20 protein-coding genes and 2 pseudogenes are annotated in these 26092 nt (G+C 63.0%); 14 read left to right on the plus strand and 8 right to left on the minus strand.

Features of this window, described 5'->3' with window-relative positions:
• Positions 1–161, plus strand: a pseudogene (locus tag EWE75_RS25580) (IS630 family transposase); the annotation flags it as partial.
• Positions 162–229: 68 nt separating this feature from the next.
• Positions 230–673 (plus strand): acyl-CoA thioesterase, encoded by a 444-nt coding sequence (locus tag EWE75_RS14850; RefSeq protein ID WP_130158859.1) that lies wholly within the window; start codon positions 230–232, stop codon positions 671–673.
• Between the two features lie 221 nt (positions 674–894).
• Here the strand turns inward: EWE75_RS14850 and EWE75_RS14855 are convergent, their stop codons facing one another.
• A complete protein-coding gene (locus EWE75_RS14855) occupies positions 895–1140 on the minus strand; it encodes a hypothetical protein (RefSeq protein ID WP_130158861.1) in 246 nt (81 codons plus the stop codon).
• Between the two features lie 18 nt (positions 1141–1158).
• Positions 1159–2748, minus strand: coding sequence for a phytoene desaturase family protein (locus EWE75_RS14860; RefSeq protein ID WP_130158863.1), 1590 nt, complete (start codon positions 2746–2748; stop codon positions 1159–1161).
• Between the two features lie 548 nt (positions 2749–3296).
• Between EWE75_RS14860 and EWE75_RS14865 the strand changes: the two genes are divergently transcribed.
• Positions 3297–4022: an SDR family NAD(P)-dependent oxidoreductase gene (locus EWE75_RS14865; protein WP_130158865.1), complete on the plus strand. Its 726-nt coding sequence runs from the start codon at positions 3297–3299 to the stop codon at positions 4020–4022.
• A 374-nt stretch (positions 4023–4396) separates the two neighbouring features.
• Here EWE75_RS14865 and EWE75_RS14870 read toward each other — a convergent pair whose 3' ends face one another.
• From EWE75_RS14870 to EWE75_RS25585, 3 genes are all read right to left on the minus strand, one after another.
• Positions 4397–5173 (minus strand): SDR family oxidoreductase, encoded by a 777-nt coding sequence (locus EWE75_RS14870; protein ID WP_130158867.1) that lies wholly within the window; start codon positions 5171–5173, stop codon positions 4397–4399.
• A 72-nt stretch (positions 5174–5245) separates the two neighbouring features.
• Complete coding sequence (locus tag EWE75_RS14875) at positions 5246–6022, minus strand: SDR family NAD(P)-dependent oxidoreductase (RefSeq protein ID WP_130158869.1); 777 nt, start codon at positions 6020–6022, stop codon at positions 5246–5248.
• Positions 6023–6050: 28 nt separating this feature from the next.
• Positions 6051–6290 (minus strand): AMP-binding enzyme, encoded by a 240-nt coding sequence (locus EWE75_RS25585; protein WP_345789388.1) that lies wholly within the window; start codon positions 6288–6290, stop codon positions 6051–6053.
• Between the two features lie 521 nt (positions 6291–6811).
• Between EWE75_RS25585 and EWE75_RS25590 the strand changes: the two are divergent.
• From EWE75_RS25590 to EWE75_RS14900, 4 genes and pseudogenes are all read left to right on the plus strand, one after another.
• Positions 6812–7060: pseudogene (locus EWE75_RS25590) on the plus strand (thiolase family protein); the annotation flags it as partial.
• A 105-nt stretch (positions 7061–7165) separates the two neighbouring features.
• Positions 7166–9853 (plus strand): winged helix-turn-helix domain-containing protein, encoded by a 2688-nt coding sequence (locus tag EWE75_RS14890; RefSeq protein ID WP_130158871.1) that lies wholly within the window; start codon positions 7166–7168, stop codon positions 9851–9853.
• An 86-nt stretch (positions 9854–9939) separates the two neighbouring features.
• Complete coding sequence (locus EWE75_RS14895) at positions 9940–11037, plus strand: CaiB/BaiF CoA transferase family protein (protein WP_130158873.1); 1098 nt, start codon at positions 9940–9942, stop codon at positions 11035–11037.
• Between the two features lie 135 nt (positions 11038–11172).
• Entirely contained in the window at positions 11173–12654 is a 1482-nt protein-coding gene (locus tag EWE75_RS14900) for an NAD-dependent succinate-semialdehyde dehydrogenase (RefSeq protein ID WP_282432702.1), read from the plus strand.
• Between the two features lie 281 nt (positions 12655–12935).
• On the opposite strand, the gene EWE75_RS14905 is transcribed toward EWE75_RS14900, so the two are convergent.
• Complete coding sequence (locus EWE75_RS14905; protein WP_165388396.1) at positions 12936–13676, minus strand: 2OG-Fe(II) oxygenase; 741 nt, start codon at positions 13674–13676, stop codon at positions 12936–12938.
• Between the two features lie 396 nt (positions 13677–14072).
• Between EWE75_RS14905 and EWE75_RS14910 the strand changes: the two genes are divergently transcribed.
• Positions 14073–17003: a TonB-dependent receptor plug domain-containing protein gene (locus EWE75_RS14910; protein WP_130158877.1), complete on the plus strand. Its 2931-nt coding sequence runs from the start codon at positions 14073–14075 to the stop codon at positions 17001–17003.
• A gap of 67 nt (positions 17004–17070) precedes the next feature.
• Here the strand turns inward: EWE75_RS14910 and clpB are convergent, their stop codons facing one another.
• Positions 17071–19668, minus strand: a complete 2598-nt coding sequence (gene clpB, locus EWE75_RS14915) for an ATP-dependent chaperone ClpB (protein WP_130158879.1) — start codon at positions 19666–19668, stop codon at positions 17071–17073.
• A gap of 126 nt (positions 19669–19794) precedes the next feature.
• Here clpB and EWE75_RS14920 point away from each other — a divergent pair, with 126 nt between their 5' ends.
• From EWE75_RS14920 to EWE75_RS14945, 6 genes are all read left to right on the plus strand, one after another.
• On the plus strand, positions 19795–22620 hold the full coding sequence (locus EWE75_RS14920; RefSeq protein WP_165388397.1) for a M16 family metallopeptidase: 2826 nt from the start codon (positions 19795–19797) through the stop codon (positions 22618–22620).
• A 4-nt stretch (positions 22621–22624) separates the two neighbouring features.
• On the plus strand, positions 22625–22924 hold the full coding sequence (locus EWE75_RS14925; RefSeq protein WP_130158883.1) for a hypothetical protein: 300 nt from the start codon (positions 22625–22627) through the stop codon (positions 22922–22924).
• Positions 22925–23068: 144 nt separating this feature from the next.
• The gene (locus EWE75_RS14930; RefSeq protein WP_130158885.1) at positions 23069–23332 is read left to right on the plus strand and encodes a type II toxin-antitoxin system Phd/YefM family antitoxin; all 264 of its coding nucleotides are present in this window, start codon (positions 23069–23071) and stop codon (positions 23330–23332) included.
• Positions 23329–23595 (plus strand): Txe/YoeB family addiction module toxin, encoded by a 267-nt coding sequence (locus EWE75_RS14935; RefSeq protein WP_130158887.1) that lies wholly within the window; start codon positions 23329–23331, stop codon positions 23593–23595. Before EWE75_RS14930 ends, EWE75_RS14935 begins: the two co-directional genes overlap by 4 nt.
• Before the next feature lie 69 nt (positions 23596–23664).
• Positions 23665–24990, plus strand: coding sequence for a PQQ-dependent sugar dehydrogenase (locus EWE75_RS14940; RefSeq protein WP_130158890.1), 1326 nt, complete (start codon positions 23665–23667; stop codon positions 24988–24990).
• A gap of 170 nt (positions 24991–25160) precedes the next feature.
• Positions 25161–25646 (plus strand): hypothetical protein, encoded by a 486-nt coding sequence (locus tag EWE75_RS14945; RefSeq protein ID WP_130158892.1) that lies wholly within the window; start codon positions 25161–25163, stop codon positions 25644–25646.
• Here the strand turns inward: EWE75_RS14945 and EWE75_RS14950 are convergent.
• Positions 25643–26071 carry a winged helix-turn-helix transcriptional regulator gene (locus EWE75_RS14950; protein ID WP_206364777.1) on the minus strand — a complete coding sequence of 143 codons (429 nt, stop codon included), beginning with the start codon at positions 26069–26071 and terminating at the stop codon, positions 25643–25645. The two genes, EWE75_RS14945 and EWE75_RS14950, sit on opposite strands and share 4 nt — an antisense overlap.
• Between the last annotated feature and the right edge of the window lie 21 nt (positions 26072–26092).

The raw sequence follows: 26092 nt of genomic DNA on the forward strand, positions 1-26092 counted from the left end.
ACCCGATCGAAAACGCCTTCTCGAAACTCAAGACCTTGCTACGCAAAGCCGCCGCCAGAACGGTTGATGACCTCTGGCGCATTATCGGCCAATCTATCGACGAATTCACCCCCGCAGAGTGCAAAAATTACTTCGCTCACTGCGGATATGATGCTTTTTGATCGAAAAATGCTCTAATATAAGCCAATAATAAAACCTAAATAAATAGATTGGTTATCAGGGGCGGCGTATGACCGATAGAGTAAATCCAAGCGTTCGCAGCGATTATATCGCATTTCAACAGCACAGTACGCGCTGGTGGGATAATGATTCCTATCGTCACGTCAATAACGCGGTTTATTATTCGTTCTTCGATTCTGCGGTGAACCAAATTCTAATCGAGGCCGGGGTTTTGAATATCGATACCAGTCCCGTCATTGGGCTGGTTGTCGAAACCAATTGCCGCTATTATGCACCCATCGCATTCCCCGATACCATCCATACTGGCGTGCGCGTGTCGAAGATCGGCACATCGAGCGTACACTATGAAATCGGCCTGTTCCGCAATGACAGTGATCACGCGAGCGCCGATGGGTTTTTTGTCCATGTCTACGTCGATCGTATGACCAACAAGCCTCAGCCGATCCCGGATGACACGCGCAAATTGTTGGAGACGCTCAGGGCTGGCCGATGACAATCAATGGCGTCCAGGTGGAGTAACCGCATCGCCACAGCCCCGATAGTGCAGCCCGAAGGCTGCAGCACCGTATCCACATCGGTGTTTCGACCCGACGCCGTCCGGCATGCTACGATGCGATGATAGGTGCCTGACGGACGCCGAATTTCCCGGCTGTGCAGTGTGGGAGGGGCTGAACAGAATTGGCATGAAAACGCTCTACTCGAGCCTCGATTCTGTCAGCCGGTTGTGCTCTTTTTTTTCTCTTTAGCGTTTATTCTGAACCCCATGAATAACAATATTGGGAGACGGACAAGTAGCTTAAGAGGGAAAAGGCGAAAGGCCTCCCAGACGCTTTTCGGCTCGACATGAAGCGTGGTCGCCATTGATTTCATCATTTTCCCCTTGATGACGATCCTATTTTCAACCAGCGCGATGGAGGAAATGTCGATCATTTCCACCCCGTCCTTGCTGAATATCTTCATATCAAAACCTTTTAAATTTTAGTTGGACGTGACTTTATCGAAGTCGAGCCCAAGATCCTCGAAAATGATCTGAGCGGAATTGCGTCCGGGCGCCCCGGTTACGCCGCCATTTGGATGGGTGGATGCGCCTGTCATGTACAGCTTTGGCACTGGCATGCGATATTCCGCCCAGCCGGGAACGGGCCGGTTGCCGCCGAGCTGCCAACTGAACGGTCCGGCATGCAGGATGTCGCCGTTCACCAGCGAGGTATTGTAGCGGCTGATGTCGAGCGGCGTCATGAAATGCATCGCGACGATATTGTCATCCGTCAGATTGGTGCAGTGTCCACGGACATCGTCGACCAATCCCCGAGCCACTTCCGCACCGATTTCGTCCCACTTCTCGCGCCCGCCGTCGGCCAGATCGATCGGCATGAACGCATAAATGTGCAGTGTTCCCTTTCCTTCCGGCACGCGGGACGGATCGGCCCTGAACTGCTGCACCCAAGCCGCGAAGTCGCGAACGGGCTGCCCCATTTGCAGCTTCTGCAAACCCATGCGGAATTGATCGACATCCGTATGCGACGCTTCAAGCCAGAAGAAATCGGACTCGCCGCCGGCCGCCTTGAATTTCAGCGGCTCGTTCAGGGCCAGATGAACGGTCATAGCCTGAAAATCTGAGTGTTTCAGCGTGTTGACGCGATTCTGGAAGCCGGCAGGCAGCTCCACGCCGGGCAGCATATTTGGGAAAATCTGCTTGACGTGCAGCCCCATGACGACGGCCTTGGACGCGCGGATCGTCTCGCCGCTCTCCAGCACCAGGCCGCGCGCCTCACCCTGTTCCAACAGCACTTGGGAAACCGGGGCGTTCAGGCGGATCGTACCCCCGTACGATTCAAAGCAGCGCACGAGCGATTCCGCAAACGCACCCGAACCGCCGATGCAGATTCCCGATCCGTAGCGATACATGTAGGGAAGGATGAGATAGAAGCCGAAGCCCGTTCCGTTATCAAATGGGTTGACCATCGCTTCCGACGCATAGCGGGCAAGTGCGATCCTGATCTTCGGATGCTCGATATGCTCGCAGATGAGATCCCACGCGCTGATCGACTGGAGCCGCAGCATCTCCTGCCCCTCGGGCGACTGGTCCATCATCATGGTCTGCATGCCGGCCGTTGGCGGCACGGAGAACATGCCCATAACGACCATGTCCAGCGACCGGTCGACGGTATTGACAAAGGCCTCGTAGTTCCGCGCATCTTTTTCGCTGATTTTCATCATCGACTCGACGGTGCGTTCGAGGTCGCTCCAGAATTCGAGAACCGTGCCATCGTCGAAGAAGATCGACGTCATTTTCTCTGGATGGGAATATCGGAGGCCGAACTTTGAAGCGAGCCCCAGCTCGTCGTTCCGCATCATCGGATTGGCCATCAACATCGAGTGCGAGACGGAGCAGACGTCCTGCTTGAAGCCCGGGCCGGTGAAATCTTCAGTCGTGGCGGCAGATCCGCCCGCCTTTTCCTTCCGCTCCGCGATGCAGACGCGCTGGCCAGCCTTGGCTAAATAGCATCCAAGCACAAGCGCGTTGTGCCCAGCACCCGCTATTACAACGTCGTAATTCTCGGACATTTTGCTTCCCAGTCAATGCTTCGTGGACATAATAGTTACTGTTCGAGTCGAGTTAAGGATGTTGCCGATCTGCGACATATTCTTCAGGGCAGCTAGGCTGCTGCATGGTACGCTGCGTCGATTTTCAACCAGTCAACCTTACAGAATGACCCAGGCGTATTCGGACAAGGGCGTTGAATGCGAAAGACGGACATCGGCCGTTCCGTCAGCGCGAACCCGGACAGCTTCACCGGCGAGGGTGAGCCTTGATCACTCCTTTTTGTCTCCCACCAGGCAAGTCGCACGTCGTCACTTTCCCGATCGATACTGAATCCCTGGCAGATTTGGCGACGCTTCGAAACAGGAAGCGCGCGACACGCTGTAAGGAAGACGGGGTGGCGAACGGGCGATCGAGCATGCGAAAAGCTCGCTAGGGCACCAAGGCTCCCTAACCACAATGGCAATGGCCACGGCTGTCCGACCTGCTCTGCTCTAACAAAGATACATTTTGCGTGGAAGAGTATTCCATAGGCATTTGGTCAGCAAAGCATACCATCAGGGAGTAAGTAATGACTGATCAGAAAACCATCGCTATCTTTGGGGCCGGACCAGGACTTGGCGCATCATTGGCCAAAAAATTCGGCAGCGAGAGCTTCAAGATCGCGCTTGTCGCCCGCAACGCTGAGACGCTTGCCGAGAGTGTCACCGAACTGGCTGCAAATGGCATCGAAGCGAAGGCATTCCCGGCTGACCTGACCGATACTAAAGGGCTGCCGCATCTCGTTCGCAGTATCGAGGACCACTTTGGTGGCATCGATGTCGCCGTTTATGCGCCGGTGTCTGCCGATGCGAGCTTCGTGCCGGCAGCGCAACTCGATGCCAATATGATGGAAAGAATATCGCGCCTGTATATTCTGGGGCCGATTGAGATCGGCCACTCGATCCTCCAGAATATGCTGACGCGGGGCGGCGGCGCGCTGATCGTGGTGGACGGGGTAACCGCCATTTATACCATGCCGGGCTTGAGCGGGGTGGGGCCGGCATTTGCTGCCGTCCGCAACTGGATTTTGACCCTGCATGAAGAGGTCAAGCACCAGGGCGTTTATGCAGGCACATTGCATATCGCGGCGCTGATCGATCGGTCGGCCGGATTGAAATTGGCCGCATCGATTGACGGCGCCCTCGATCCCGCTTTTCCAATCATCGACCCGGACGATATCGCTCAGGAAATCTGGAAGCTTGTGACCGACCGTGATCGGGTGGAGGCCATCCTGCCGGTAATGCCTCAGGCTTAAGGATGCCCGACGCTGGTCGGCGCAACGCCGCCAGGGTGGTGATCAGGCCGAGCTGCGAACTGGCTTCGATCCTTAGCCAGCATCGACAATCGTGATTTCCGGCGCGTAATCCGCCACCCCTCGGCGGTGCGGATCAGGCAGTCATCACAATAGCCGCTGGTCCGATGGGCTCCGCTGCCTTGTCGGGCACGAGCATCCACGTCTTGGGCGCCTTAGCATCGGCCCCGCAGCGTGCCAGGTCGCGAAACGCCTGCTTCTCTTCGGGGAAAGAAGAACCCATCGCCATCCTTGCGGTCACTAACACACGAACCTTCAGCCTTGCGAACCTATCGTACTATCGGGTGCCAATCGCTCAAGCCGGGCGCGCGGCGTCGTCAGATGGATAGTCCGCCCTCGACCGGAATGACCGATCCGGTGACATAGGCACCTGCACGTGAGGCGAGGTAGATCGCCGTGCCAGCGAGGTCCTCCGCCGTGCCGATCCGGCCGCGAGGAACCATGCCCTCGAGCATACCGCGCATCTCTTCGGAGGTGATCACAGACATTTCGGATTCGAAGAAACCCGGTGCGATAACGTTCGCGGTAATGTGATCCCGTCCGAGCCGCTTGGCGAGGCTCTTCGCCATCCAGTGAACGGCGCTCTTGGATGCCTGATAGGCATAGTTTTCCTTGGGTCCAACCTTCAGCGCCCCCACCGAACCAATGTTGATCAACGAAGCAGGCCGCTCTGCCGTGCCGCCCGCGCGCAACAGCGTAAGGAATTTTTGCAAGATGAAGAACGGGGCTTTGAGATTGATGTCGATGACCTGATCCCACGCGGCTTCGCTATAATCGTCGATGGGCGCTTCCGCCATGGTGCCAGCGTTGTTGACCAGGATGTGCAGTGCACTTTCCGCTGCGGCGATTTCCGCGACGAGCGCGTCGATGCCCGCCAGGGTGGACACGTCGACGGCGATGCCAATGCATGTGCCGCCGGTCATCTCGCTGATTTCTCGGGCGGCGGCTTTCACCTTGGTTTCGGTGCGGGCACAAATATAGACCTTGGCACCTGCTGCCGCAAAGCCAGTGGCGATGTGTCGACCAATTCCGGTCGATCCTCCGGTGACAACCGCGACGCGGCCTTGGATCGAGAAAAGCTCCGTGGTCTTCATGGTGCGACCTTCTCGGCGATCTTTGAAACTTTAGCGAAACGCATGATATTGCCTTTCTAGGAGGTATTAAGTCTACCGCTGCTGTCCGGTGCCCCCGCCGCTGGCAGGCATAAGCATGTTGCTCATTCCGCCATCGACCAGCACGTCGATGCCGCTGATGTGGCCGGCCTGAGGACCGATCAGGAACAGGATGGCGTTCGCCACGTCCTGGGCCGTGCCAAGCTTGCGTAGCGGGATGCTGGCCTCGCGCTGCTGCCGGCGCGCCTGGTCGTCATAACCGGACGCGGTCATCGGGGTGTAGGTCGGACCTGGCGACACAGTGTTGCAGCGGATATTGTCCGGCCCCCACTCGATCGAGAGCTGTCGGATCATCATGAGCAGCGCGGCCTTGCTACACGAATAGAAACCAAGCGCCGGCGTCGGCTGGGTCGCGGACATAGATGCGGTTGCGACGAACGCGCCCTTGCTGACTTTGAGATGTGGATACGCGGCTTTGCCGAGCAGCCAGGCGGCGCGCGTGTTGATCGCAAAGGCGCGATCGAAGTCGCCGACGGGAAGATCGGCGAGGGCGCCGCCCATGATGATGCCCGCGTTGCTGATCACGGCATCGATGCCGCCCATATGGCTTAGCGCTGCTGCTACGATCCTGTCACCGCAATCCGCATCGGCAAGGTCAGCGACGCAGGACTCCGCCGCAGGCCCGATCGCATCGGTTACTGCGATCAGATTCGCGGCGTCGCGATCTGCGAGGAGCATCTGATGTTGACCGGGGATGATGGTGTCGGTGGTCAGAAGTTCGGCGCAAGCGCGTCCGATGCCGCTCGCCGCGCCCGTAATGATTACCCGCATACTTCCTCTCCCGCTTCGTCAGAACGCCTCAGACCTTAAGCGCCAATTCTTCCATCAGCGCGGCACGAAGCTTGAACGTCTGGATCCTTGAAGCCGACATCGGCCACTCTTTGACAAAGCGAATATGCCGGGGAACCTTTAAGGAGGCGAGGCGAGCCCTTGCATAGGCTTTCAGCTCTCCGGGGTCGGCCGTCGCGCAATCTATCTCGACAAAGCCGGCAGGGATTCCGGCAAGGCGTTCGTCGGGGAGGCCTATGACCTGCGCCAGGCGACCCGCCGGCTACGTATCGAGCACCGCTTCCCTTTCGGTCGCCGCCACGTTTTCCTCCCGTTACCTTCAGCATCTCCCAACCGGCTAGCAGGTGATCGCCGAGCGTCGTCGCGGATATGCGGATGGCGGCGGTATCTTCGCCCGAGTTCTCCACCAAATTCGCTCCCTGGTTCCCGCTACACGATGAAGGACAGGTTGCAGCAGTCGGAGCGCTCTGCGCCTTTCGTCGGATAGGTGTGTGCTGTTCAGGGTCGTTCGAGAGCAAGGTTGGAAACACTCCGATCATTGACCGGGGAAATGCAATGGAAGCATATATTTACGATCGTGTTCACACGCCGCAGTATAAGGCCGACCGGATGGCGCGCGCGGCGGTGTTGAATCGATGAGCCGGACGGTCATGGTTATGACTCCAGAGCCTGAAGTGCCAAGCCCAGCGTCGTCTGCGCCAACCATGATGCTTCGCAGCGCATAGGGGCAGACCTTATTGCGACGATCGACCGCTCGCCCGGGAAGACGTCGAGCCTTTCGCCGTGGAGAGCCAGCGTAAGGCAGGCCATGCCTGGAACAGCGGCTATTTCGGGAAGTCGGTCGTCCCGATGAAGGACATCCTCGACCATGACGAGCATATGCGCCCGGCAAGCGCTCTGGAAAGCTTGGCCGACCTTAAGCCTGCTTTCGAAGGTTTCGGAAGAGCGGGCTTCGAAACGGTCGCCAGAGCCAGATATCCCGAGATCGAGGAATTGAAGGACGTCCACGGTTCGTCATGACCTATCCGTGGATAGGAGAAGATTGTTGTGTTTCGGCTTCCGAGGGTCGCAATGTGGTTCGGAGATAAAGCCGAATCGGGCCGCAAGGCTTGCAGGAGAGGAAGAATGGCCGTCGTTCCCAACTGCGTGGTGCCGCCGCGGATCACGCCAACGCTGATCGAACGCGCCGCGCTATTGAGGCTGACCGACGAGGTGGGTGCGTCACGGATGACGGTGGTTTGCGCGCCGGCGGGTAGCGGCAAGACAACGGCAACGCTTTTCTGGGCAGACCAACTTGCGGCCTCCGGCCGGCCGGTGCTTTGGTTGGCCGTTCGAGCAGGGATCGTCAACAGGCCGTCTTTCCTGTTGGCGCTGAGCGCGGCCGGCGTGGCTGCCGGTTTGAACTGGAAAGACCTGGACGACGAGTCCTCGGAGGACAACTGGCTCAAAACCCTTTCGGCCATCCTTGATCCGAAGCCGGTGATCGTCATCGATGACGCCCAGTTGCTGGACCAGCCCACCCTCGATTTCGTGGCGCAGCTTTCGGCGAGCGCCCGCGATGCGCTGACCATCATCATCGCATCGCGTGGTTCCATCGCACTGCCGTTGGCGCGAATGCGCGCGCTCGGTTTCCTGACTGAGGTCGGCACTGCGGATCTGGCGTTGACGGTTGCGGAAGCAACGCAGTTGGTAACGTTGAGCGTCGGACAGCCGATCGATGCGCAGAACCTGCATGACATCGTCCACGACACCCAGGGATGGGTGTCGGGGGTTGTGATAGCCAGCACGCTATATCGTCGGGGAGGGAAGGGGGCTGCCAATCTCAAATTGACCGGGCTGCGACCCGAATTTGCGGAATATTTTCATGAGGAGGTGGTCAGCCACCAGTCGGATGCCGTCCAACGTTTTCTGGTAGATACGTCGATTCTCGACGAGCTCACGCCCTCTGCCTGCGCAGCGGTCACGGACGACCAGAATGCGCGAGTGATGCTGGATCACGTCTTTCGCGAAGGCCTGTTCCTGAATGCGATTGACCAAGAACAGGGTCGCTACGCCTACCACCACCTTTTCCGCGAGATGGTCCTCGGCCGGCTCATGGAGCGTGCGCCGGCACGCGCCGCATTGATGCACCGCCGCGCCAGCGAGTATTTCGCGTCTATTGGTAAGGGCTCGACGGCGGTCGAACATGCCTGCCTGACTGCGGATGAGACTTTTCTTGCGCGGCAACTCGATCTCGTGGCCGAGCAACTCGTCTATGCGGGATTCCTCTATCGGCTAGACGAGCTCGCCTCGAACCTGCCCTGGTCGGCTTTGGAGCGGCATCCGAACCTGTTGCTGGCGCTGGCCTGGCGGCGCATCCGGCAGATGTCCTTCACATCGGCCGAGCGGTTGATAGCAGCCGCCCGGACGTTGCACCGGAAGGGTCTGGAGGACGGCTCGCTTAATGAGCATGATGCTGAACAGCTAGATCTTCGAATCCGGCACCGGCTGGTCATGCTCGCTGCAGGGCGGGATGATATGGGTAAGGTCGAGGCGGAGGCAGAGCCTTTGCTTCTCGAACTCGCCGACAGCGACGCTTATCTGAGCTGCACGCTCCTCGCCCAACTGATGTCGGCGCGCCGAGAGCTCTATCATTTCCAGGACATTCTAAAGCTCGAGGCAGAGACCCGCCGCGCCCTCGCGCGCGCCGGGTCGCAATTCGCGTCCATCGCCTTGAAATCGTCGGTCGCGCCGACGCTGCTGGCCCAGGGCAAGACGCAGCTTGCGCGTCGTTTTCTCGAGGAAGCTCTGACGCTCGCCATCGAGATCCACGGTGAAGGATCGGGTTTGGCCGCCTTGCCGGCCCTGCCGCTCGCCGAACTGTTCTACGATGCAGGTGATCTCGACAGTGCCACGCGGCTGGCGGAACGCTATTTGCCGGTGGCGCGTCAGTGGGGCTTCGCGGATCAATTGGCCTCCGGCTACCTTGTCAGTGCCCGGCTTCGTGCTGCACTCGGCGACCTCCCCGGTGCGTTGTCGACGCTCAACGATGCCCATCTCGTCGCGATCGAGTGCGGGCTCGACCGGATGCGCGCCTTCATCGTGGCCGAGGAAGTAAGGCTTCTGATCCGGGCCGGCCAACTGGAAGAAGCTGAGCGTCACTTCCTTGCAGGGGACCCGCAGTTGGACGGTGAGCCTATCCCCACGATGCATCCGACCCGTCGCAATGAAAACATCGCCATCGCCTGGTTGCGGATCGAGATGCAACATCACCGGCTCGCGCGCGCTCGCAAGGTCGCGCATCGTTGGCTGGGATTCGTCAAGCGCGCAGGTGCCGTGCGCTCCGCAGTGACTTTCGAACTTTTGCTGGCCGAAATTGCCGTGTTGCAAGGCAATCGTTCGGAAGCGCAGCGCGCCGTACGCGCAGCCGTGGAAATGGCCGAACCCGCCGGGTGGGTACGGACGTTCATCGACGAGGGGGAGGTGATCGCATCCCTTCTGACCGAAGCCTATTCCGAAGGCCCGGAGCTGGACACTCCAGCGGATCGCTTTGCCGTCCGGCTGGCTTCAATGATGCGCCGTGGTCCGCTTATCGCAGCCGGGGACGACGAGGAGGAGGAGGAGGATCTCGGGCTCGCGGGGCGTATCGCGACCCGCGAGGTGGAGATCCTCACGATGGTCAGCGGCGGCCTGCGCAACCGCGAAATCGGGGATCGTCTCGGACTCACCGAGGGCACGGTCAAATGGTACATGCAGCAGATATACGACAAGCTGGGTGTGCGGCGGCGTCCTCAAGCGGTGTGCAAGGCACGGCAGTTGGGAATTTTGCCTTGACGCTGTTGCCGCCTACCGACGGATAGAGTGGTTCAAGCCCCGGCCCTGCCATCGAATGGGCTGGATAAGCGAGAGGGCAAAATGTGATGGCGACGCGTTCCGGGCCTCTGGCAGGTATTCGCATTGTCGAGCTCGATGCGATCGGCCCCGTGCCGCTGGCGGCGATGCTGCTAGCCGACATGGGGGCGGACATCGTGCGCGTCGCAAGACCGCAATCAGCAGGCGTGGGTGACTGGGAGGATGTCGGCGGCGACGTGCTGCACCGCAGCCGCACCGTCACCTATCTCGACCTCAAGCAGGACGACGATCGTGCCCGGCTCCTCGAATTGATCGAGCGGGCCGATGCGTTGATCGAGGGTTATCGACCGGGCGTGATGGAGCGGCTCGGCATCGGCCCGGATGTTTGCCTGGCGCACAACCCGAGACTGGTGTTCGGCCGGATGACTGGCTGGGGTCAATCGGGGCCGCTGGCAATGCGCGCGGGACACGACATCAACTATCTGGCGATTACAGGCGCGTTGCACGCCATGGGCGAGCCGGGTGCGCCGCCGCTGGTGCCGCTCAACCTGGTCGGCGATTACGGTGGCGGTGCGATGTTCCTGATCTTTGGCCTGCTAAGCGCGCTGCTCGCTGCGCAGAAAACGGGTCGGGGGCAGGTGGTTGACGCCTGTATCACCGATGGCGTCACAGCGCTGATGAGCCTGTTCTACGCTTGGGAACCCAAGGGTCTCTGGCAAGACGCACCAGCGTCCAATCTCGTGGACGGAGCGGCACCATTCTATCGTTGCTACACCTGCGCTGATGGCAGGCATGTCGCAATAGGGTGCCTTGAGCCCAAATTCTTCGCTCAGGCGGTCGAGGGGCTGGGGTTGTCAGGCCGTGGCTACGATCAGAACGATCGCGCGGGATGGCCGGCGATGAGGGCCGATTTCACGGCCGCCTTCGCGACGCGGCCGCGAGACGCGTGGGCCGCGCATTTCGCTGGGACCGATGCCTGCGTGACACCGGTGCTGGCAATGGGCGAAGCGCCATTACATCCGCACAACCAAGCTCGGCAGACGTTCGTGCGTCGCAACGAGAGCTTTCAACCCGCTCCAGCCCCGCGACTAAATGCAACGGTGCCGGAGATCCGCGAACCCGCAGCGGCCGAGATCGAGGACATCATTCGCGCATGGTCCCGCTGAAGGACCGCAGGTTGCGCAACCTGCCACGACTGCAATTTCCGCCAGAGGACAGATAGGGGACCATGTCATGAGCGACACGATGGACATGCAGGGCAAAATGGTGCTGATAACCGGCGCGCCCGCAGAGGCATCGGCGTGAACCCGGCGGCTATCATCGGGTTATCGGAGCCGCGGCTGCTGTGTTCGGCAGCCTTCATTGACGGCGAATGGGTGATTGGCGACGCGACGATTGACGTCGTCGATCCAGCGAGCGGGGTGTTCATCGGCTCGGTGCCGAATCTCGGCCGGCCCGACGCCGAGCGCGCGGTCGCTGCCGCGCACCGTGCCTTTCCATCATGGGCGGCGCTAACCGGGAAGCAGCGCGGAGACATACTCCGTCGCTGGGCGATGCTCATGCTCGCCCATCGCGACGATCTCGCCCGGTTGATGACCGCCGAACAGGGCAAGCCGATCACCGAGGCGCTGGGCGAGGTTGCCTATGCGGCCTCCTTCCTCGAATGGTTTGCGGAAGAAGCGCGTCGGGTGAACGGCGATATCCTCGCGCCGCACCAGAGCGATCGACGCCTTCTCGTGCGCAAGCAGCCGGTCGGCGTGGTCGCGGCCGTGACGCCGTGGAACTTTCCGCTCGCGATGATCACGCGCAAGGCCGGCCCGGCGCTTGCTGTTGGCTGCACGATGGTGGTGAAGCCGTCCGAACTGACCCCTTTGTCTGCGCTGGCGCTCGCCAGGCTGGGCGAAGAAGCCGGCTTGCCCGCTGGCGTATTCAGCGTCGTCACGGGCGATGCCGGACCGATCGGTGATGTGCTGACGGGGGACAAGCGAGTTCGCAAGTTCACCTTCACAGGCTCGACCGCAGTCGGCAAGATGCTCGCTGCCCGGTGCATGGCGACCGTGAAGCGGGTATCACTCGAACTGGGCGGCAACGCGCCGCTCATTGTCTTTGACGACGCCGACCTCGATTTGGCGATTGAAGGGACGATCGCCTCCAAGTTTCGCAACGCCGGTCAGACATGCGTGTGCGCCAACCGGTTGCTCGTGCAATCGGGCATCTACGACGCGTTCGCGACGCGCTTGGCGGAGCGGGTCCGGGCGCTGGTCGTGGGACCGGGGCTCGAAGGGCCGACAGATCAGGGACCGCTGATCGACGGGCGAGCCGTCGCCAAGGCCAATGCCCATGTAGCGGATGCCATCGCGCGTGGCGGGCGCGTGTTGACGGGCGGCGAGCCATTGGCGCGCGCCGGGCATTTCTTTTCGCCCACCGTGATCGCCGACGTTCCGCGCGACGCCCTGCTGTGTCGCGAGGAAACGTTCGGTCCGGTCGCCGGACTGGTTCGATTCGAAACGGAGGACGAGGCGGTCGCGCTGGCGAACGATACCGATGCCGGGCTCGCCGCCTACGTCTTCACGCGCGACATGGATCGCGGCTGGCGCGTGCCGGAGCGGCTCGACTACGGGATGGTCGGGCTGAACACGGGCCTCATTTCTACCGAGGTCGCGCCGTTTGGCGGGGTGAAGGAATCTGGCATCGGACGGGAAGGGTCGCGCTACGGCGTCGACGATTACCTCGATCTCAAGCTCGTCTGCGTCGGCCTCTCGCCGGCTCGAGGGGCGGGATGAAGATGGGCGATTGTTGGCCCGACCTGCCCAGGAAGACGTTTAAATTTGAAGCCAACCGAGCGCCTTCGGGATGCGGCGTACCGGAGCGACACGCTTGGATTTTGGCGCTCTCAGGGAAGCGGTGGTGGCGCATCGCGGGCAGTCCTCAAGCTGCCCAATGCCTATCACATAGTTCCATCAGCCTCGCCCAACATCACGCTGCGTTAGACCGTGCCGGAAACCGGAGTACGTACGTCCGGTGGTGTGAGAGGGGGGAGCCGTGGGGCTTCCCCCCACTCGATTTATGGGGCGCCGGTGGCGCGTAGCCAGCCGGTGATCGCGAGCCGATCTTCCCCGGCATAGGGCGCCACGCATGCGACGAAATGGTTCGATGGCACGAGGAACAGGTCGAGTGTGTTGAAGCCTGGATTGCGCGCCTCGGCGATATCCCCGGCGTCATCCAGAAACGCCAGCGCGCCGCCCCATTCCGCACGCCACCCGCGCGAAAGACCCATTACATAAGCCGCGCGCCGGTGCTTGCCCGCTACCGCGTCGTCGTGACGGTTGAGGAAATGCCCCGGCCGATAGCGAGTCGCTTGGGCATCAGCGAGCGCGACGCTGTCGTCGCCGATCAGCGTGCGGACACGATCGAGCATCGCCGCGCCGTTCATCAGTGCGGCGAACTGACGCAAGGGATCGCCCGCCACGCCGAAGCTTGGGGTCGCCTCTGGAACGCGAATCGTGTCATAGCGATACCGGAACGACGATGTGGCCTCACGGTGCAGCGTCGTTTCGAGCGTGGTGCGGGTATCCACTGCCAGCGCGGCATAAGCGGTGGCGGGGATTTCGAATGCTTTCCCGCCGCTGCCGATCACATGGCGCCAGTCCTCGCGGCTCGCGAGGTTCTGGTGGAGTCTCCGCGCCGATGGCTCCGTCAAAAAATTGGCGATCCGGGTGCGACCGGTCGCGGCGATGGTCGCTGCGGCACGATCCCAATCGATCGCCGGATGAACCGCGAGGGCATGCTCCCCGGCTGACGTCATCGTTCGCCGGTCTGCCAGTCGGTCACGCGCAACCCCTGTTTCCCGTCGCCTCGTCCAGTAGCACCGCAGCGCAAGCCACCGTGCGACTCGCGTCTGCCCGATCGATGGTCCGCTTTCAACATGCGCGCGCATCGGGAGCGCTAAGCCGCAACCGCCGCGCGCCCGAAAATCCGTCTCGGACATACTGGAGAAACATTCTCCTCACAGGAATGTGGCATAATTGCTACGATGATTGCCAAATCATCACGATATGGAATCCGTCGGCTTTACAGCCCGTCTGACCCCGTTCATTCCCCCTTCATCTGCCTCATAGCGCGCCGCCTGGTGCCGAGGCTTGGTATCTCCCGACGTGCGCGACAGGGCGCGCGCGGGGGATCGTAACGGGGAAAGACACTAATGATTTCGGTCCAGACGACTCTCAAGAACCGCCTGCTTCTGAGTGCGGCGCCGCTCGCGGCGCTGGCATCGCTCGCCGCGCCTGCGTTCGCGCAGGATCAGGCCGCGCCTGCAACGCTGCCGTCGGACGCACCTGCCGCTGAGCAAACGCCTCAGGACATCGTCGTCACCGGCACGCTGTTTCGCCGCACCGACACCGAGACGCCTTCACCGGTTTCGGTAATCACGGCCCAACAGCTCGATCAGCGCGGCCTCACCACGATCGCAGACGCGATCAACACCATTTCGGCCGGCAACGGTGGCAGCATTCCGCAGGGTTTCGGCAACGCGTTCGCGTCGGGCGCGCAGGGCGTGTCGCTTCGTGGTTTGTCGACCAACTCGACGCTGATCCTGTTCGACGGCCTGCGCCCCGCATATTATCCGCTCGCCGATGACGGTCAGCGTAGCTTCGCCGATCTCAACACCATTCCCGGCGCGATCGTCGACCATATCGAGACCGTGCGCGATGGCGCCTCGTCGCTCTACGGCGCAGACGCCGTCGCTGGCGTGGTCAACATCATCACCAAGAAGGAAATCACCGGCATTCACGGCCGCGTCGAGGGTGGCGTCTCGTCGCGCCGGGACTCTGGTGGCCAGCGCTTCCAGCTAACCGCAGGCTACGGCAAGCTCGACGAGCAGGGCTTCAACGTATACCTGAGCGGCGAATATCAGCATCAGGATGCGCTGTACGCGCGTGACCGCGAATTCCCGTACAACACCAACAACCTGTCCTCGATCACGAGGCCTAACGGCTTCACCGGCGCGAACGGCAACGTCAACTACCTGCCGCCGAGCACCACCGGCGTGAGCAGCGCGACCGTCGCGGTGGTCCGCCCCGCCAACCAGATCACGCCAGGCAATATCCTGAGCGGCGTCGCGATCGCGGGTGGCCAGTACCAAATCCTTGGACGCACGGATTGCGGTGCGGGACTCACCACCCACGTCAACACTGCTGGCTCGTACTGCGAAGAAGATCAGATCAATAAATATTCGCAGCTCATGCCCGACCAGACCCGCATGGGCCTGACCGGCCACCTGACCGTCAATGTGGGTTCGAACGCACAAGCTTACCTGATCGGCACCTATTACCAAAGCACGATCTTCCAGAACCGTACGCCCAGCAGCCTGCGGTCGAACAACCCGATCTACACTTATGGATTGGTGCTGCCGGCACAACTCGCGAACGGCGCGCTCAACCCGCAAAATCCCTACGCGGCCGCAGGTCAAGCCGCGATGCTGTTCTACTCGTTCGGCGATATCCGCTCGACGCTCAAGAACGTGTCGGACACGTACCGTATCGCGTCCGGCATCGATGGCAAGTTCGGCGACGACGCTTGGAGCTACTCGGTCAAGGGTACGTACATGCGTACCAACCTGACCCAGTATCGCACCGGCAACATCAACCTCGCCGGGCTGACCAGCGCGATTAGTAACGGCACCTACAACTTCATCAATCCGTCGGCTAACTCGCAGGCGGTGCGCGACCAGATCGCCCCGAAGCAGCAGAGCTCGGCGCATTCGGAAGTCGCTGAAGTCCAGGGTATCGTGACGCACAGCTTCTTCGACCTGCCGGGCGGCCCGCTCGACGTCGGCGTGGGCGGCGAGTTCCGGTACGAGAACATCTTCGATCCCACTCCGAATCCGGGCAACCAGTTCCTGACGATCAACGCATTCTCGGCGATCGGCCATCGCTACATCACGTCGGGATTCTTCGAAGTGAATGCGCCGGTTCTCAAGGAACTCGAGCTTAACGCCTCGGGCCGTTACGACCATTATTCGATCGGTTTCAATCACTTCTCGCCGAAATTCGGCGCCAAGTTCACGCCGATCAAGCAGTTCGCGATCCGCGGCACCTATTCGGAAGGTTTCCGTGCGCCGTCGGTGCCGGAAATCAGCGGTAACGTGGTCGGCTTCACCAACTACACTCCACCGGCAGCGGTGGCGGCACTGCACGGCAACAACTCTTACACGCTTCCATATTCGGTCGGCCTTAACTCGGTCGGCAACCCGAACCTTAAGCCGGAGACCTCCCGCAGCTTCACTGGCGGCGTTGTGGTCCAGCCGACCTCGTGGCTGAGCCTCACGGTCGACTATTACAATATCAAGAAGAAGAACGTGATCTACCAGACGGCGGACACGTCGTTCGCCAACATCTATATGGGTAACGGCGTCACCGCCGGTACCTTGCCGGCTGGTATCACTGTCACGCCCAACGCGGTCGATCCGGAGCATCCCAACCTGCTGCCGACCCCGCTGTTCATCAACGGCCAATATGCCAACGGCCAGTCGCTCAAAACCTCGGGTATCGATGCGCAGATCCAGGCGACCTTCGAGGTCACGCCGGGCATCAAGTTCACCACCAACCTTGAAGGCACCGAGATCCTCGAGTACAAGCAGATCTTGCAGGACGGGACGGTCTACGATTATCTCGGCACGCTCGGCTCGTACAGTGTGACCTCGGCGTCGGGCACGCCGCGCTGGCGCGCGACGTGGCAGAACACGCTCGACGCGGGCAAGTTCTCGCTGACCAGCACGACCTACTTCACGAGCGGGTACAAGGGCTGGGCGGCAGACTATAACGGCGTCGGTAGCTGCGCTGCCAACGGCACACCGGAGAACTCGGTCAAGTACAATGCACCGGGCACGCAGGCCACGACCCGCCAGCTTGGCGACGCGCTGCAGTGCACCGTGAAGCACTTCCTGAGCTTTGATCTGAACGCCACCGTGCGCGTGAACGACAAGTTCAGCTTCTACGGCATTGTTCAAAACCTGTTCGACGCGCATGCGCCGTTCGATCCCAACACCTATGGTGGCAACAACTACAACCCCGCCTGGGCCGCTTCGGGCATCATCGGTCGCTACTTCAAGGTCGGCGCCAAGTTCGAACTCTGATCGCTTCGATTCGAGTTATAAAAAAAGGGCGGCTTCCGCGAGGAAGTCGCCCCTTTTTTTGTGATCATCACGGGCGCTCGGCGACCGCTACCACCGTCAACTCAAGCTTCCCATCGCCCTCCTCGACCCGCACGGTCGCGCCGTCCTTCACTTCGCCGCGCAGGATCAGGTCAGCGAGCGGGTCTTGCAGGTAGCGTTGCACCGCGCGTTTCAGCGGCCGGGCGCCGTAAACCGGATCGTACCCCACCCGCCCGAGCCAGCCCCGCGCACCCTCGGTCAGATCCAGCACGACCTTGCGGTCCGCCAGTAGCTTGTCGATGCGCGACACCTGGATGTCGACGATCGGCGCCATCTCGCTTTGGCCGAGACGGTGGAACAGCACGATCTCGTCGAGCCGGTTGAGGAATTCGGGGCGGAAGTGGGCGCGCACGATTTCCATCACCTGCGGCTCGACGCTCGCCACATCCTGCCCGTCGGACAGCGTGGTCAGGATCTGGCTGCCGAGGTTCGAGGTCAGCACGATGATCGTGTTGGTGAAATCGACCGTGCGGCCCTGTCCGTCGGTCAGTCGGCCGTCGTCGAGCACTTGCAGCAGCACGTTGAACACGTCGCCGTGCGCTTTCTCGACCTCGTCGAACAGGATCACCTGATAGGGCCTGCGCCGCACGGCTTCGGTCAGCACGCCGCCTTCCTCATAGCCGACATAGCCGGGGGGCGCGCCGATCAGCCGCGAGACGGCGTGCTTCTCCATGAACTCGCTCATGTCGATGCGGACCATCGCGGACGGGTCATCGAACAGGAATTCCGCGAGCGCCTTGGTCAGTTCGGTCTTGCCGACGCCGGTTGGCCCCAGGAACAGGAAGCTGCCCATCGGCCGATTGGGGTCCTGCAGCCCCGCGCGAGACCGCCGCACCGCAGTCGAGACCGCGCGCACCGCTTGCATCTGACCGATCACGCGCTTGCCGAGCGCGGCCTCCATCTGGAGCAATTTGGTGCGCTCGCCTTCCAGCATCCGCTCCATCGGGATGCCGGTCCATTTGCTGACCACGCCGGCGATATCGTCGGCGGTGACTTCCTCGCGCAGCATCGCGCCCTTGGCGGCCCCCTGCGCCTCTTCGAGCTGGCGCTGGATCTGGGGGATGCGGCCATAGGACAGTTCGCCCGCGCGACCGAGATCGCCCGCACGCTGCGCCTGTTCGAGTTCGAGCCGGGCGGCGTCGAGCTGTTCCTTGAGCTTGGACTCGGCGGCGATCTTGTCCTTCTCGGCCACCCAGCGCGTGGTGAGTTCGGCGGATTGCTGTTCGAGATTGGCGAGTTCGCCCTCCAGCGTGGCGAGCCGGTCACGCGAGGCGTCGTCGCTTTCGCGCTTCAGCCCCTCGCGCTCGATCTTGAGGCGCAGGATGCGGCGGTCGAGCGTCTCGATCTCCTCAGGCTTGCTCTCCACCTCCATGCGAATCCGGCTGGCGGCCTCGTCCATCAGGTCGATCGCCTTGTCGGGCATGAACCGATCAGTGATGTAGCGGTTGCCGAGCGTCGCCGCCGCGACGATCGCGCCATCGGTGATGCGGACGCCGTGGTGAAGTTCGTACTTCTCCTTGAGGCCGCGCAGGATCGAGATCGTGTCCTCGACGGTTGGCTCGCCGACGAACACCGGCTGGAAACGGCGTTGGAGCGCGGCGTCCTTCTCGACATATTTGCGGTACTCATCGAGCGTGGTCGCGCCGACGCAGTGAAGCTCACCACGCGCGAGCGCTGGCTTGAGCAGGTTGGACGCGTCCATCGCGCCGTCGGTCTTGCCGGCGCCGATCAGCGTGTGCATCTCGTCGATGAACAGCACCACCTGACCTTCGGCTGCCTTGACCTCGTCGAGCACGCCTTTCAGCCGCTCTTCGAACTCGCCGCGATATTTCGCGCCGGCGATCAGGCTGCCCATGTCGAGCGCCATCAAAGTGCGGTCCTTGAGCGTATCGGGCACGTCGCCATTGGCGATGCGCAGCGCAAGGCCCTCGGCGATCGCGGTCTTGCCGACGCCGGGTTCGCCGATCAGCACGGGGTTGTTCTTGGTACGGCGCGCGAGGATCTGGATGGTCCGGCGGATTTCCTCGTCGCGGCCGATCACCGGATCGAGCTTGCCGTCGCGCGCCGCCTGCGTGAGATCGCGCGCGAACTTCTTGAGCGCGTCGTAGCGGTCCTCGGCGGAAGCGGTGTCGGCGGTGCGGCCGCCGCGAAGCGCGTTGATCGCGGTGTTGAGCGCCTCGGCCTTCACGCCGGCGGCTTGCAGCGCCTTGCCCGCCGCCGTGTTGAGCGACAAGGCCAGCGCGACCAGCAGCCGCTCGACCGTGACGAAACTGTCGCCGGCTTTCTGCGCGATCTGCTCGGCCTGGTCGAGCACGCGCACCAGATCATTGTCGAGCCCCGGCGAGCCTTGCGCGCCGCTGCCCGACACCGCCGGGATTTTCGACAGCGCGAGATCGGTCTCGGTGAGCGCGCGCTTGGCATCGCCGCCAGCGGACTGGATCAGCCCCGAGGCCATGCCCTGCTCGTCCTCCAGCAGCGCCTTCAGCAGATGTTCGGGCGCGATCCGCTGATGGTTCATGCGGATCGCGACGGTCTGCGCCGATTGCAGGAAGCCCTTGGCGCGGTCAGTGAATTTTTCGAGATTCATGTTGGTGAAATCCCTCCTTCGATGCTCGCGATATGGTGTTGCACTTTTATCACACAAGGGGCGATCGGCGATTGGACGAGGTTCTTCGCGCATGGTAGCGCACGCGCCGATCCACGGGATGAAACCATGCGTCTCAAATCTCTCGCTCTTATCGGGACGATGATGTTCCTTACCCAGCCCGCCCTTGCCGAAACCAAGCCAGCCCCTGTCGAGGCACTGATCCGGCAGGTCGACATTCCCTATACGCAATTCACCCTAGCCAACGGGTTGCGCGTGGTCGTCCATACCGATCGCAAGGCGCCGATCGTCGCGGTGAGCGTGTGGTATGATGTCGGTTCGAAGTTCGAGCCCAAGGGCAAGACCGGGTTCGCGCATCTGTTCGAGCATCTGATGTTCAACGGCAGCGAGAATGCGCCGGGCGATTTCTACGCGCCGCTCAAACAGGCCGGCGGCACCGACATGAACGGCAGCACCTATTTCGACCGGACCAATTATTACGAGACGGTGCCGAAGACCGCGCTCGACCGGGCGCTGTTCCTCGAAAGCGACCGGATGGGCTATCTGCTCGGCGCGGTCACGCAAGCCACGCTCGACCGGCAGCGCGGCGTCGTCCAGAACGAGAAACGGCAGGGCGACAACCGGCCCTATGGCCTCGTCCAGTACAAGCAGATCGAGGGGCTGTTCCCGGCGGGCCACCCCTATGGCCACACCACGATCGGATCGATGGCCGATCTCGACGCGGCCAGCCTCGATGATGTGAAGAACTGGTTCCGCGCGCATTACGGCCCCAACAACACCGTGCTGGTGCTGGCCGGCGATATCGACGCGGCAAGCGCCAAGCCGCTGGTGGAAAAGTATTTCGGCGCGATTCCGCGCGGGCCGCAGAATGTTGCGCCCGCAGCCGCGATTCCGACGCTCGCCGTCGCCAAGTCCGAGGTGATGAAGGACCGCGTCGGCGCGACCTTGCTGTTGCGCGCGTGGACGGTGCCGGGGGTCAACGACACCGATTCGATCGCGCTCGACGTGGCGGCGGGGGTGCTCGGCGGGCTGTCGAGTTCGCGGCTCGACGATCTTCTCGTGCGCAAGGAGAAGCTGGCGGTTCAGGTCAGCGCGCACAACAGCAGCTTCGCGCAGCTCGGCACCTTCAGCGTGCGCGCGTTGGTGCGGCCGGGGGTCGATCCGGCGCTGGTGGCGACGCGGCTCGACGCGATCGTCGCCGATTTCTTGCATAACGGGCCGAGCGCGGACGAGGTGAGCCGCTATGTCACCGAAAGCGTGTCGGGCACGATCGCCGGGCTCGAGCGGGTCGGCGGGGGCGGTGGCAAGGCGGTGACTTTGGCCGAGGGCGCGCTCTATTCGAACGATCCCGGCTTCTACAAGAAACAGCTCGCCGATCTCGCCGCGCAGACGCCGGCGCATGTCCGCGCGGTCGCGGCGAAATGGCTGTCGCGCCCGGTCTATGCGCTGACCGTCGAGCCGGGCGCGCGCGACGCCTATGTCGATGCGGCGGTGCCGCCGGCCGCGCCGGTCGCGGTAAAGGCCGAACCGCCGGTGAAGGGCACGCGCGGCGCGATGCCGCCCGCCGGTGCGGCGATCGACCTGACCTATCCCAAGGTCGAGCGCACGCGGCTGAGCAATGGCATCGAGATCGTCTATGCGCAGCGCGGCGCGGTGCCGTTCACGCGCGCGGTGTTGAGCTTCGATGCCGGCTATGCCGCCGACGTGGCGGGGCGATCGGGCACCGCCAAGTTCGCGCTGGCGATGCTCAACGAAGGCACCGCGACGCGCGATGCCACCGCGCTCGCCGAAGCCAAGGAGCGGCTCGGCGCGGGGATCGGCATGGCGATGAGCGCCGACCGCACCAACGTCTCGTTCAGCGCGCCGAGCGTCAACCTTGCGCCGGTGATCGACCTGTTCGCCGATATGGTGCGCCACCCGGCGTTCGCGCCCGCCGAGGTCGAGCGCAAGCGCGCCGAACTGCTCGCCGCCATCGCGCAGGAAGTCACCGATCCGGGCGCGCTCGCCAACCGCGTGCTACCGCCGTTGCTGTACGGCGCGGCCTCGCCCTATGCCAAGGCCAATGGCGGCGGCGATCCGGCGGCGGTCGCCGCGCTGACGCGCGACGATCTCATCGCGTTCAACGCCACATGGCTCCGCCCCGACACCGCCAGACTGTTCGTGGTGAGCGACCGGCCGCTCGCCGAGATCGCGGCGGCGTTCGAGCGCGGCTTCGGCGACTGGCAGGCTGCGGGTGCGCGCGGCGTCAAGACGTTCACCGCGCTCGCGCCGAGCGCGCCGAAGATCGTGCTGGTCGATCGCCCCGATTCGCCGCAATCGACGATCCTCGGCGCGCTGCCCAACGGGCTCGCCGGCACCGACGAGCTGCTGCCGCTGATCACCGCCAACGATGCGCTCGGCGGCGGCTTCCTCGCGCGGATCAACATGAACCTGCGCGAAGACAAGCATTGGGCGTATGGCGCGAGCGGCAGTTTCCAGCGGATCGAACATGCCGCGCCCTATCTGGTCAGCGCGCCGGTGCAGGCCGACAAGACCGGCGCGGCGATCGCCGAACTGCGCAAGGAACTGACCGGCTATGTCGGCGCGCAGCCGATGACCCAGGCCGAGTTCGACCGCGCGATCGCCGATGCGACGCGCTCGCTGCCCGGCAGTTTCGAAACGTCGCAGGCGCTGCTCGGCGGCATGCAGAACAACGATCTGTGGAAGCGGCCCGACGACTATTACGCGACCATCACCGCGCGCTACCGCGCGTTGACGCGCGCGCAGGTCGAAGCGGCGGCGCGTGCGACGATCGACCCGGCTCGTGCGTTCTGGGTCGTGGTCGGCGATGCGAAGGTCGTGCGGCCGCAGCTTGACAGCCTCGGCCTGCCCGTCGAGGTGATCCCCGCCGCATCGGTCGCCACCGCGCGCCGGGCGGCCGGCTTACAGGAGTGACGTGATGGCGACGGTCGATGGACAGTGGAATATCGTGGTACGCACGCCGCTCGGCGAACAAAAGGCGATGCTGAGCGTGGCAAGCGCCGGCACGAGCTTCACCGGCGATCTGAGCGGCGCGCTCGGCTCGGTGGAGGTCAAGGACGGCACCGTCGATGGCGATACGCTCGCCTGGGTGATGTCGATCACCTCGCCGATGCCGATGACGCTCGAATGCACCGCTACGGTGGAAGGCGACACGCTGACCGGATCGGTCGGCGCGGGCGCGCTGGGCAGCTTCCCGGTCTCGGGGACGCGCGCGTAACGCGGGATCACCCTCCCTCTCCCGTTGGGAGAGGGAAGGGGCCCGCCCGGCAAAGCCGGGTGGGAAGGGTGAGGGCGATGCACGAAGGCGCCCTTGATTTGTACGGCTACCTGTACATATAACAGCCTGAACGGAGGCTCGAATATGCAGGTTGTGACGTACACGGACGCGCGCGCCAATCTTAAGGACGTGATGGAGCAGGTCGTCGAGGACCATGAAGAGGTTGTCGTCACGCGCAAGAACGGCAAGCCGGTGGTGATGGTGTCGCTCGATGCGTGGAACGCGATTCAGGAAACGATGCACCTGCTATCCACCCCGGCCAACGCGCGCGCGCTACGCGAGTCGATCGCACAGCTCGATGCCGGCAAGGGCGTGGAACGTGAGTTGATCGAGATGGCGGACGCGTGAGACTGGTCTTCTCCGACCTGGCGTGGGAGCAATATCAATATTGGATCAACGCCGATCCCAAAGTGTTCGAGAAGCTCAACGCGCTCATCGCCGAAGCTCGGCGCAGTCCTTTCAAGGGCAAAGGCAAGCCCGAGCCGCTGCGGGGCGATCTATCGGGATGGTGGTCGCGGCGACTCACCGAAGCTGACCGGCTGGTGTACCGGATCTCGGGCAAGGCGCCCGACCAGCAACTCGAAATCGCGCAATGCCGGTTTCATTACTGAACCCGCAGCGATAGCGCGCCCCGCCGATTTGACCTTTCGCCCGCCACCGCCACGGCTTACCTAGCGGGCATGCTCAAGCACATCCTGCGTATCGTCCTGATCCTGATCGTCATCGCGATCCCGGTCGGCTATTGGATCAGCCGGCCCGATACGGCGAAGCTGCCGTTCGAGGCCGTCACCGGCAAGCGGCCGAACATCAGCCAGCCGCGCAACCAGATGTTCCCGACGATCCGCATCGCCAAGCCGATCGGCTGGGGGAATACCATGCCGACGCCCGCCGCCGGGCTTCAGGTTCAGCCGTTCGCGCGTGATCTCAAGCATCCGCGCTGGCTGTACCGGCTGCCCAACGGCGACGTGCTGGTGGCGGAGACCGATTCGCCGCCGCGCAAGGCGAGCGGCATCAAGGATTGGGTGATGGGGCTGCTGATCGGCTCGGCGGGGGCGGACAGCGGCTCGGCCAACCGCATCACCTTGTTGCGCGACGCCAATGGCGATGGCGCGGCGGAGGCCCGCACGGTGCTGATCTCGGGGCTCAACTCGCCGCTCGGCATGGCGCTGGCGGGGGGCTATCTCTACATCGCCAACACCGATGCCTTGGTGCGCGTGCCGTTCACGCCGGGCCAGACCAAGATCACCGCCAAGCCCGAGACCGTCGTCACCTATCCGGGCGGCGGCAACCATTGGGCGCGCGGGCTGCTCGCCGCGCCCGACGGCTCGCTGTACGTCTCGGTCGGATCGTCGAGCAACATCGCCGACAACGGCCTCGACGCCGAGACCAACCGGGCGAACATCCTCCAGGTCGATCCGGTCCACAAGGCGTTCCGCATCTATGCGGCCGGCTTGCGCAACCCGCAGGGGATGGCGTTCGCGCCGCAGGGTGGCCTGTGGGTGGTCGTCAACGAACGCGACATGATGGGCTCCGACCTGTCGCCCGATTACATGACCCAAGTCGAACTGGGCGATCACTTCGGCTGGCCGTGGTTCTATTGGGGCGGCTATATCGATCACCGCGTCCAGCCCGAAAATCCGGCGTTGCAGGAATATTCGAAGCGCCCCGATTACGCGCTTGGGCCGCACGTCGCCGCGCTTGGCCTCGCCTTCGCGACCGACGCCAAGCTCGGGCCGAACTTCGCCAACGGCGCGTTCGTCGGCGAGCATGGCTCGTGGAACCGCGTGCCGGCATCGGGCTACAAGGTCGTCTACGTGCCGTTCGCGGACAACGGCTTCCCCGCCAAGGGCGCGCGGCCGGTCGATCTGCTGACCGGCTTCCTCGACGACAAGGGCCAGGCACGCGGACGGCCGGTCGGGGTCATCACCGACAAGGCGGGCGCGCTGCTGGTGGCGGATGATGTCGGCAACACCGTCTGGCGGGTGAGTGCCAAAACGGGAGGCTGATCGCGAGGCCGACCGTGCTGTGTATCAATGTGGCACGAATGTATCAGGCGCGCGCGATTCGTCGCAATGGGGTAAACCGGTAGTTTACGAACCCGCGCAAACTGCCAATATTGCGTAAAATCTAGACCCGTGACGGAATCCGGGCGTGTCAGTGAGTGCGCGAGGGGCTGATGGGGACGCGTGTTACCACCAATACGGCCAAAATGGCCGAGAACTGGCGCGTCGCGATGACCGCGCTGAGCAACCAGTTCCTGACGACGCATCGCGCCCTGTCCGAGACGATCCAGCTCGGGCCGACCGAAACGCTGATCTTCCTGACGATCTCGGTCGCCAATGTGCAGCGGGTGATGCGCGAACGCGCAATCCCGCCCGAGCTGCGCGGCACGACGCCGCTGCCGCCCGAAGCCAGCGTGCCGATTTCGCGCAACGCGATCTCCGCCGCTACCGGATTGCCGCGCGAGACGGTGCGGCGGCAGGTCGCCAACATGATCGCGCGCGGCCTCATCGTCGAAGACCCGCGCGGCGGCGTGACGCCACCGCCCGACATCATCTCGGCGGGCGGGTTTGAGCCCGTGCTCGAAGGGCTGATGACCGAATTCGCGCGGACGGTGGAGACGTTGTGCCGCACCGGCGCGCTGGCGGTCGGGCACGACTAGGCCAAAGCGATCGCCAGATCGGCGAGCGGCACGCCTGTCCCGGCATCGACCACCACCGGCACGATCTCGCGGCCCGTGCCCGCCTCGACCGGCTGCGTCATCGCGCCGCCGCCGAAATGCTTGCGCGCCCACCCGCCCAGCGCATGCAGCACTGGCAGATAATCGCGCCCCGCCTCGGTCAGCACATAGTCGTCGCGCGGCGGGTGATCGCTGTAGCGCCGCCGCTCGAGCATCCCCGCCGCGACCAAAGCCGCGAGCCGCCGCGTCAGGATGTTGGGCGCGATCCCTAAGCTCTTCTGGAACTGGTCGAAGCGCGTCTGCCCGAGCCCCGCATTGCGCAGGATCAGCATGCTCCACGTATCGCCAGCGCGGGCGAGGCCGCGCCCGACCGGGCAGGGTCCAAAGGAAAGTTCGTCGATGTCCATTGCAGAAAGATAGTCACATCA

Origin of the sequence: Sphingomonas populi (assembly GCF_004208535.1) — a bacterium.
In the GTDB taxonomy this organism is placed as follows: domain Bacteria; phylum Pseudomonadota; class Alphaproteobacteria; order Sphingomonadales; family Sphingomonadaceae; genus Sphingomonas; species Sphingomonas populi.

Coding starts and splice junctions, on each gene's coding strand:
- EWE75_RS14855 (WP_130158861.1), bottom strand. CDS start 1,140: ATGAAGATATTCAGCAAGGACGGGGTGGAAATGATCGACATTTCCTCC.
- EWE75_RS14860 (WP_130158863.1), bottom strand. CDS start 2,748: ATGTCCGAGAATTACGACGTTGTAATAGCGGGTGCTGGGCACAACGCG.
- EWE75_RS14905 (WP_165388396.1), bottom strand. CDS start 13,676: ATGACGTCAGCCGGGGAGCATGCCCTCGCGGTTCATCCGGCGATCGAT.
- EWE75_RS14945 (WP_130158892.1), top strand. CDS start 25,161: ATGGGGACGCGTGTTACCACCAATACGGCCAAAATGGCCGAGAACTGG.
- EWE75_RS14930 (WP_130158885.1), top strand. CDS start 23,069: ATGCAGGTTGTGACGTACACGGACGCGCGCGCCAATCTTAAGGACGTG.
- EWE75_RS14870 (WP_130158867.1), bottom strand. CDS start 5,173: ATGAAGACCACGGAGCTTTTCTCGATCCAAGGCCGCGTCGCGGTTGTC.
- EWE75_RS14890 (WP_130158871.1), top strand. CDS start 7,166: ATGGCCGTCGTTCCCAACTGCGTGGTGCCGCCGCGGATCACGCCAACG.
- clpB (WP_130158879.1), bottom strand. CDS start 19,668: ATGAATCTCGAAAAATTCACTGACCGCGCCAAGGGCTTCCTGCAATCG.
- EWE75_RS14875 (WP_130158869.1), bottom strand. CDS start 6,022: ATGCGGGTAATCATTACGGGCGCGGCGAGCGGCATCGGACGCGCTTGC.
- EWE75_RS14910 (WP_130158877.1), top strand. CDS start 14,073: ATGATTTCGGTCCAGACGACTCTCAAGAACCGCCTGCTTCTGAGTGCG.
- EWE75_RS14850 (WP_130158859.1), top strand. CDS start 230: ATGACCGATAGAGTAAATCCAAGCGTTCGCAGCGATTATATCGCATTT.
- EWE75_RS14940 (WP_130158890.1), top strand. CDS start 23,665: ATGCTCAAGCACATCCTGCGTATCGTCCTGATCCTGATCGTCATCGCG.
- EWE75_RS14895 (WP_130158873.1), top strand. CDS start 9,940: ATGGCGACGCGTTCCGGGCCTCTGGCAGGTATTCGCATTGTCGAGCTC.
- EWE75_RS14920 (WP_165388397.1), top strand. CDS start 19,795: ATGCGTCTCAAATCTCTCGCTCTTATCGGGACGATGATGTTCCTTACC.
- EWE75_RS14925 (WP_130158883.1), top strand. CDS start 22,625: ATGGCGACGGTCGATGGACAGTGGAATATCGTGGTACGCACGCCGCTC.
- EWE75_RS14950 (WP_206364777.1), bottom strand. CDS start 26,071: ATGGACATCGACGAACTTTCCTTTGGACCCTGCCCGGTCGGGCGCGGC.
- EWE75_RS14865 (WP_130158865.1), top strand. CDS start 3,297: ATGACTGATCAGAAAACCATCGCTATCTTTGGGGCCGGACCAGGACTT.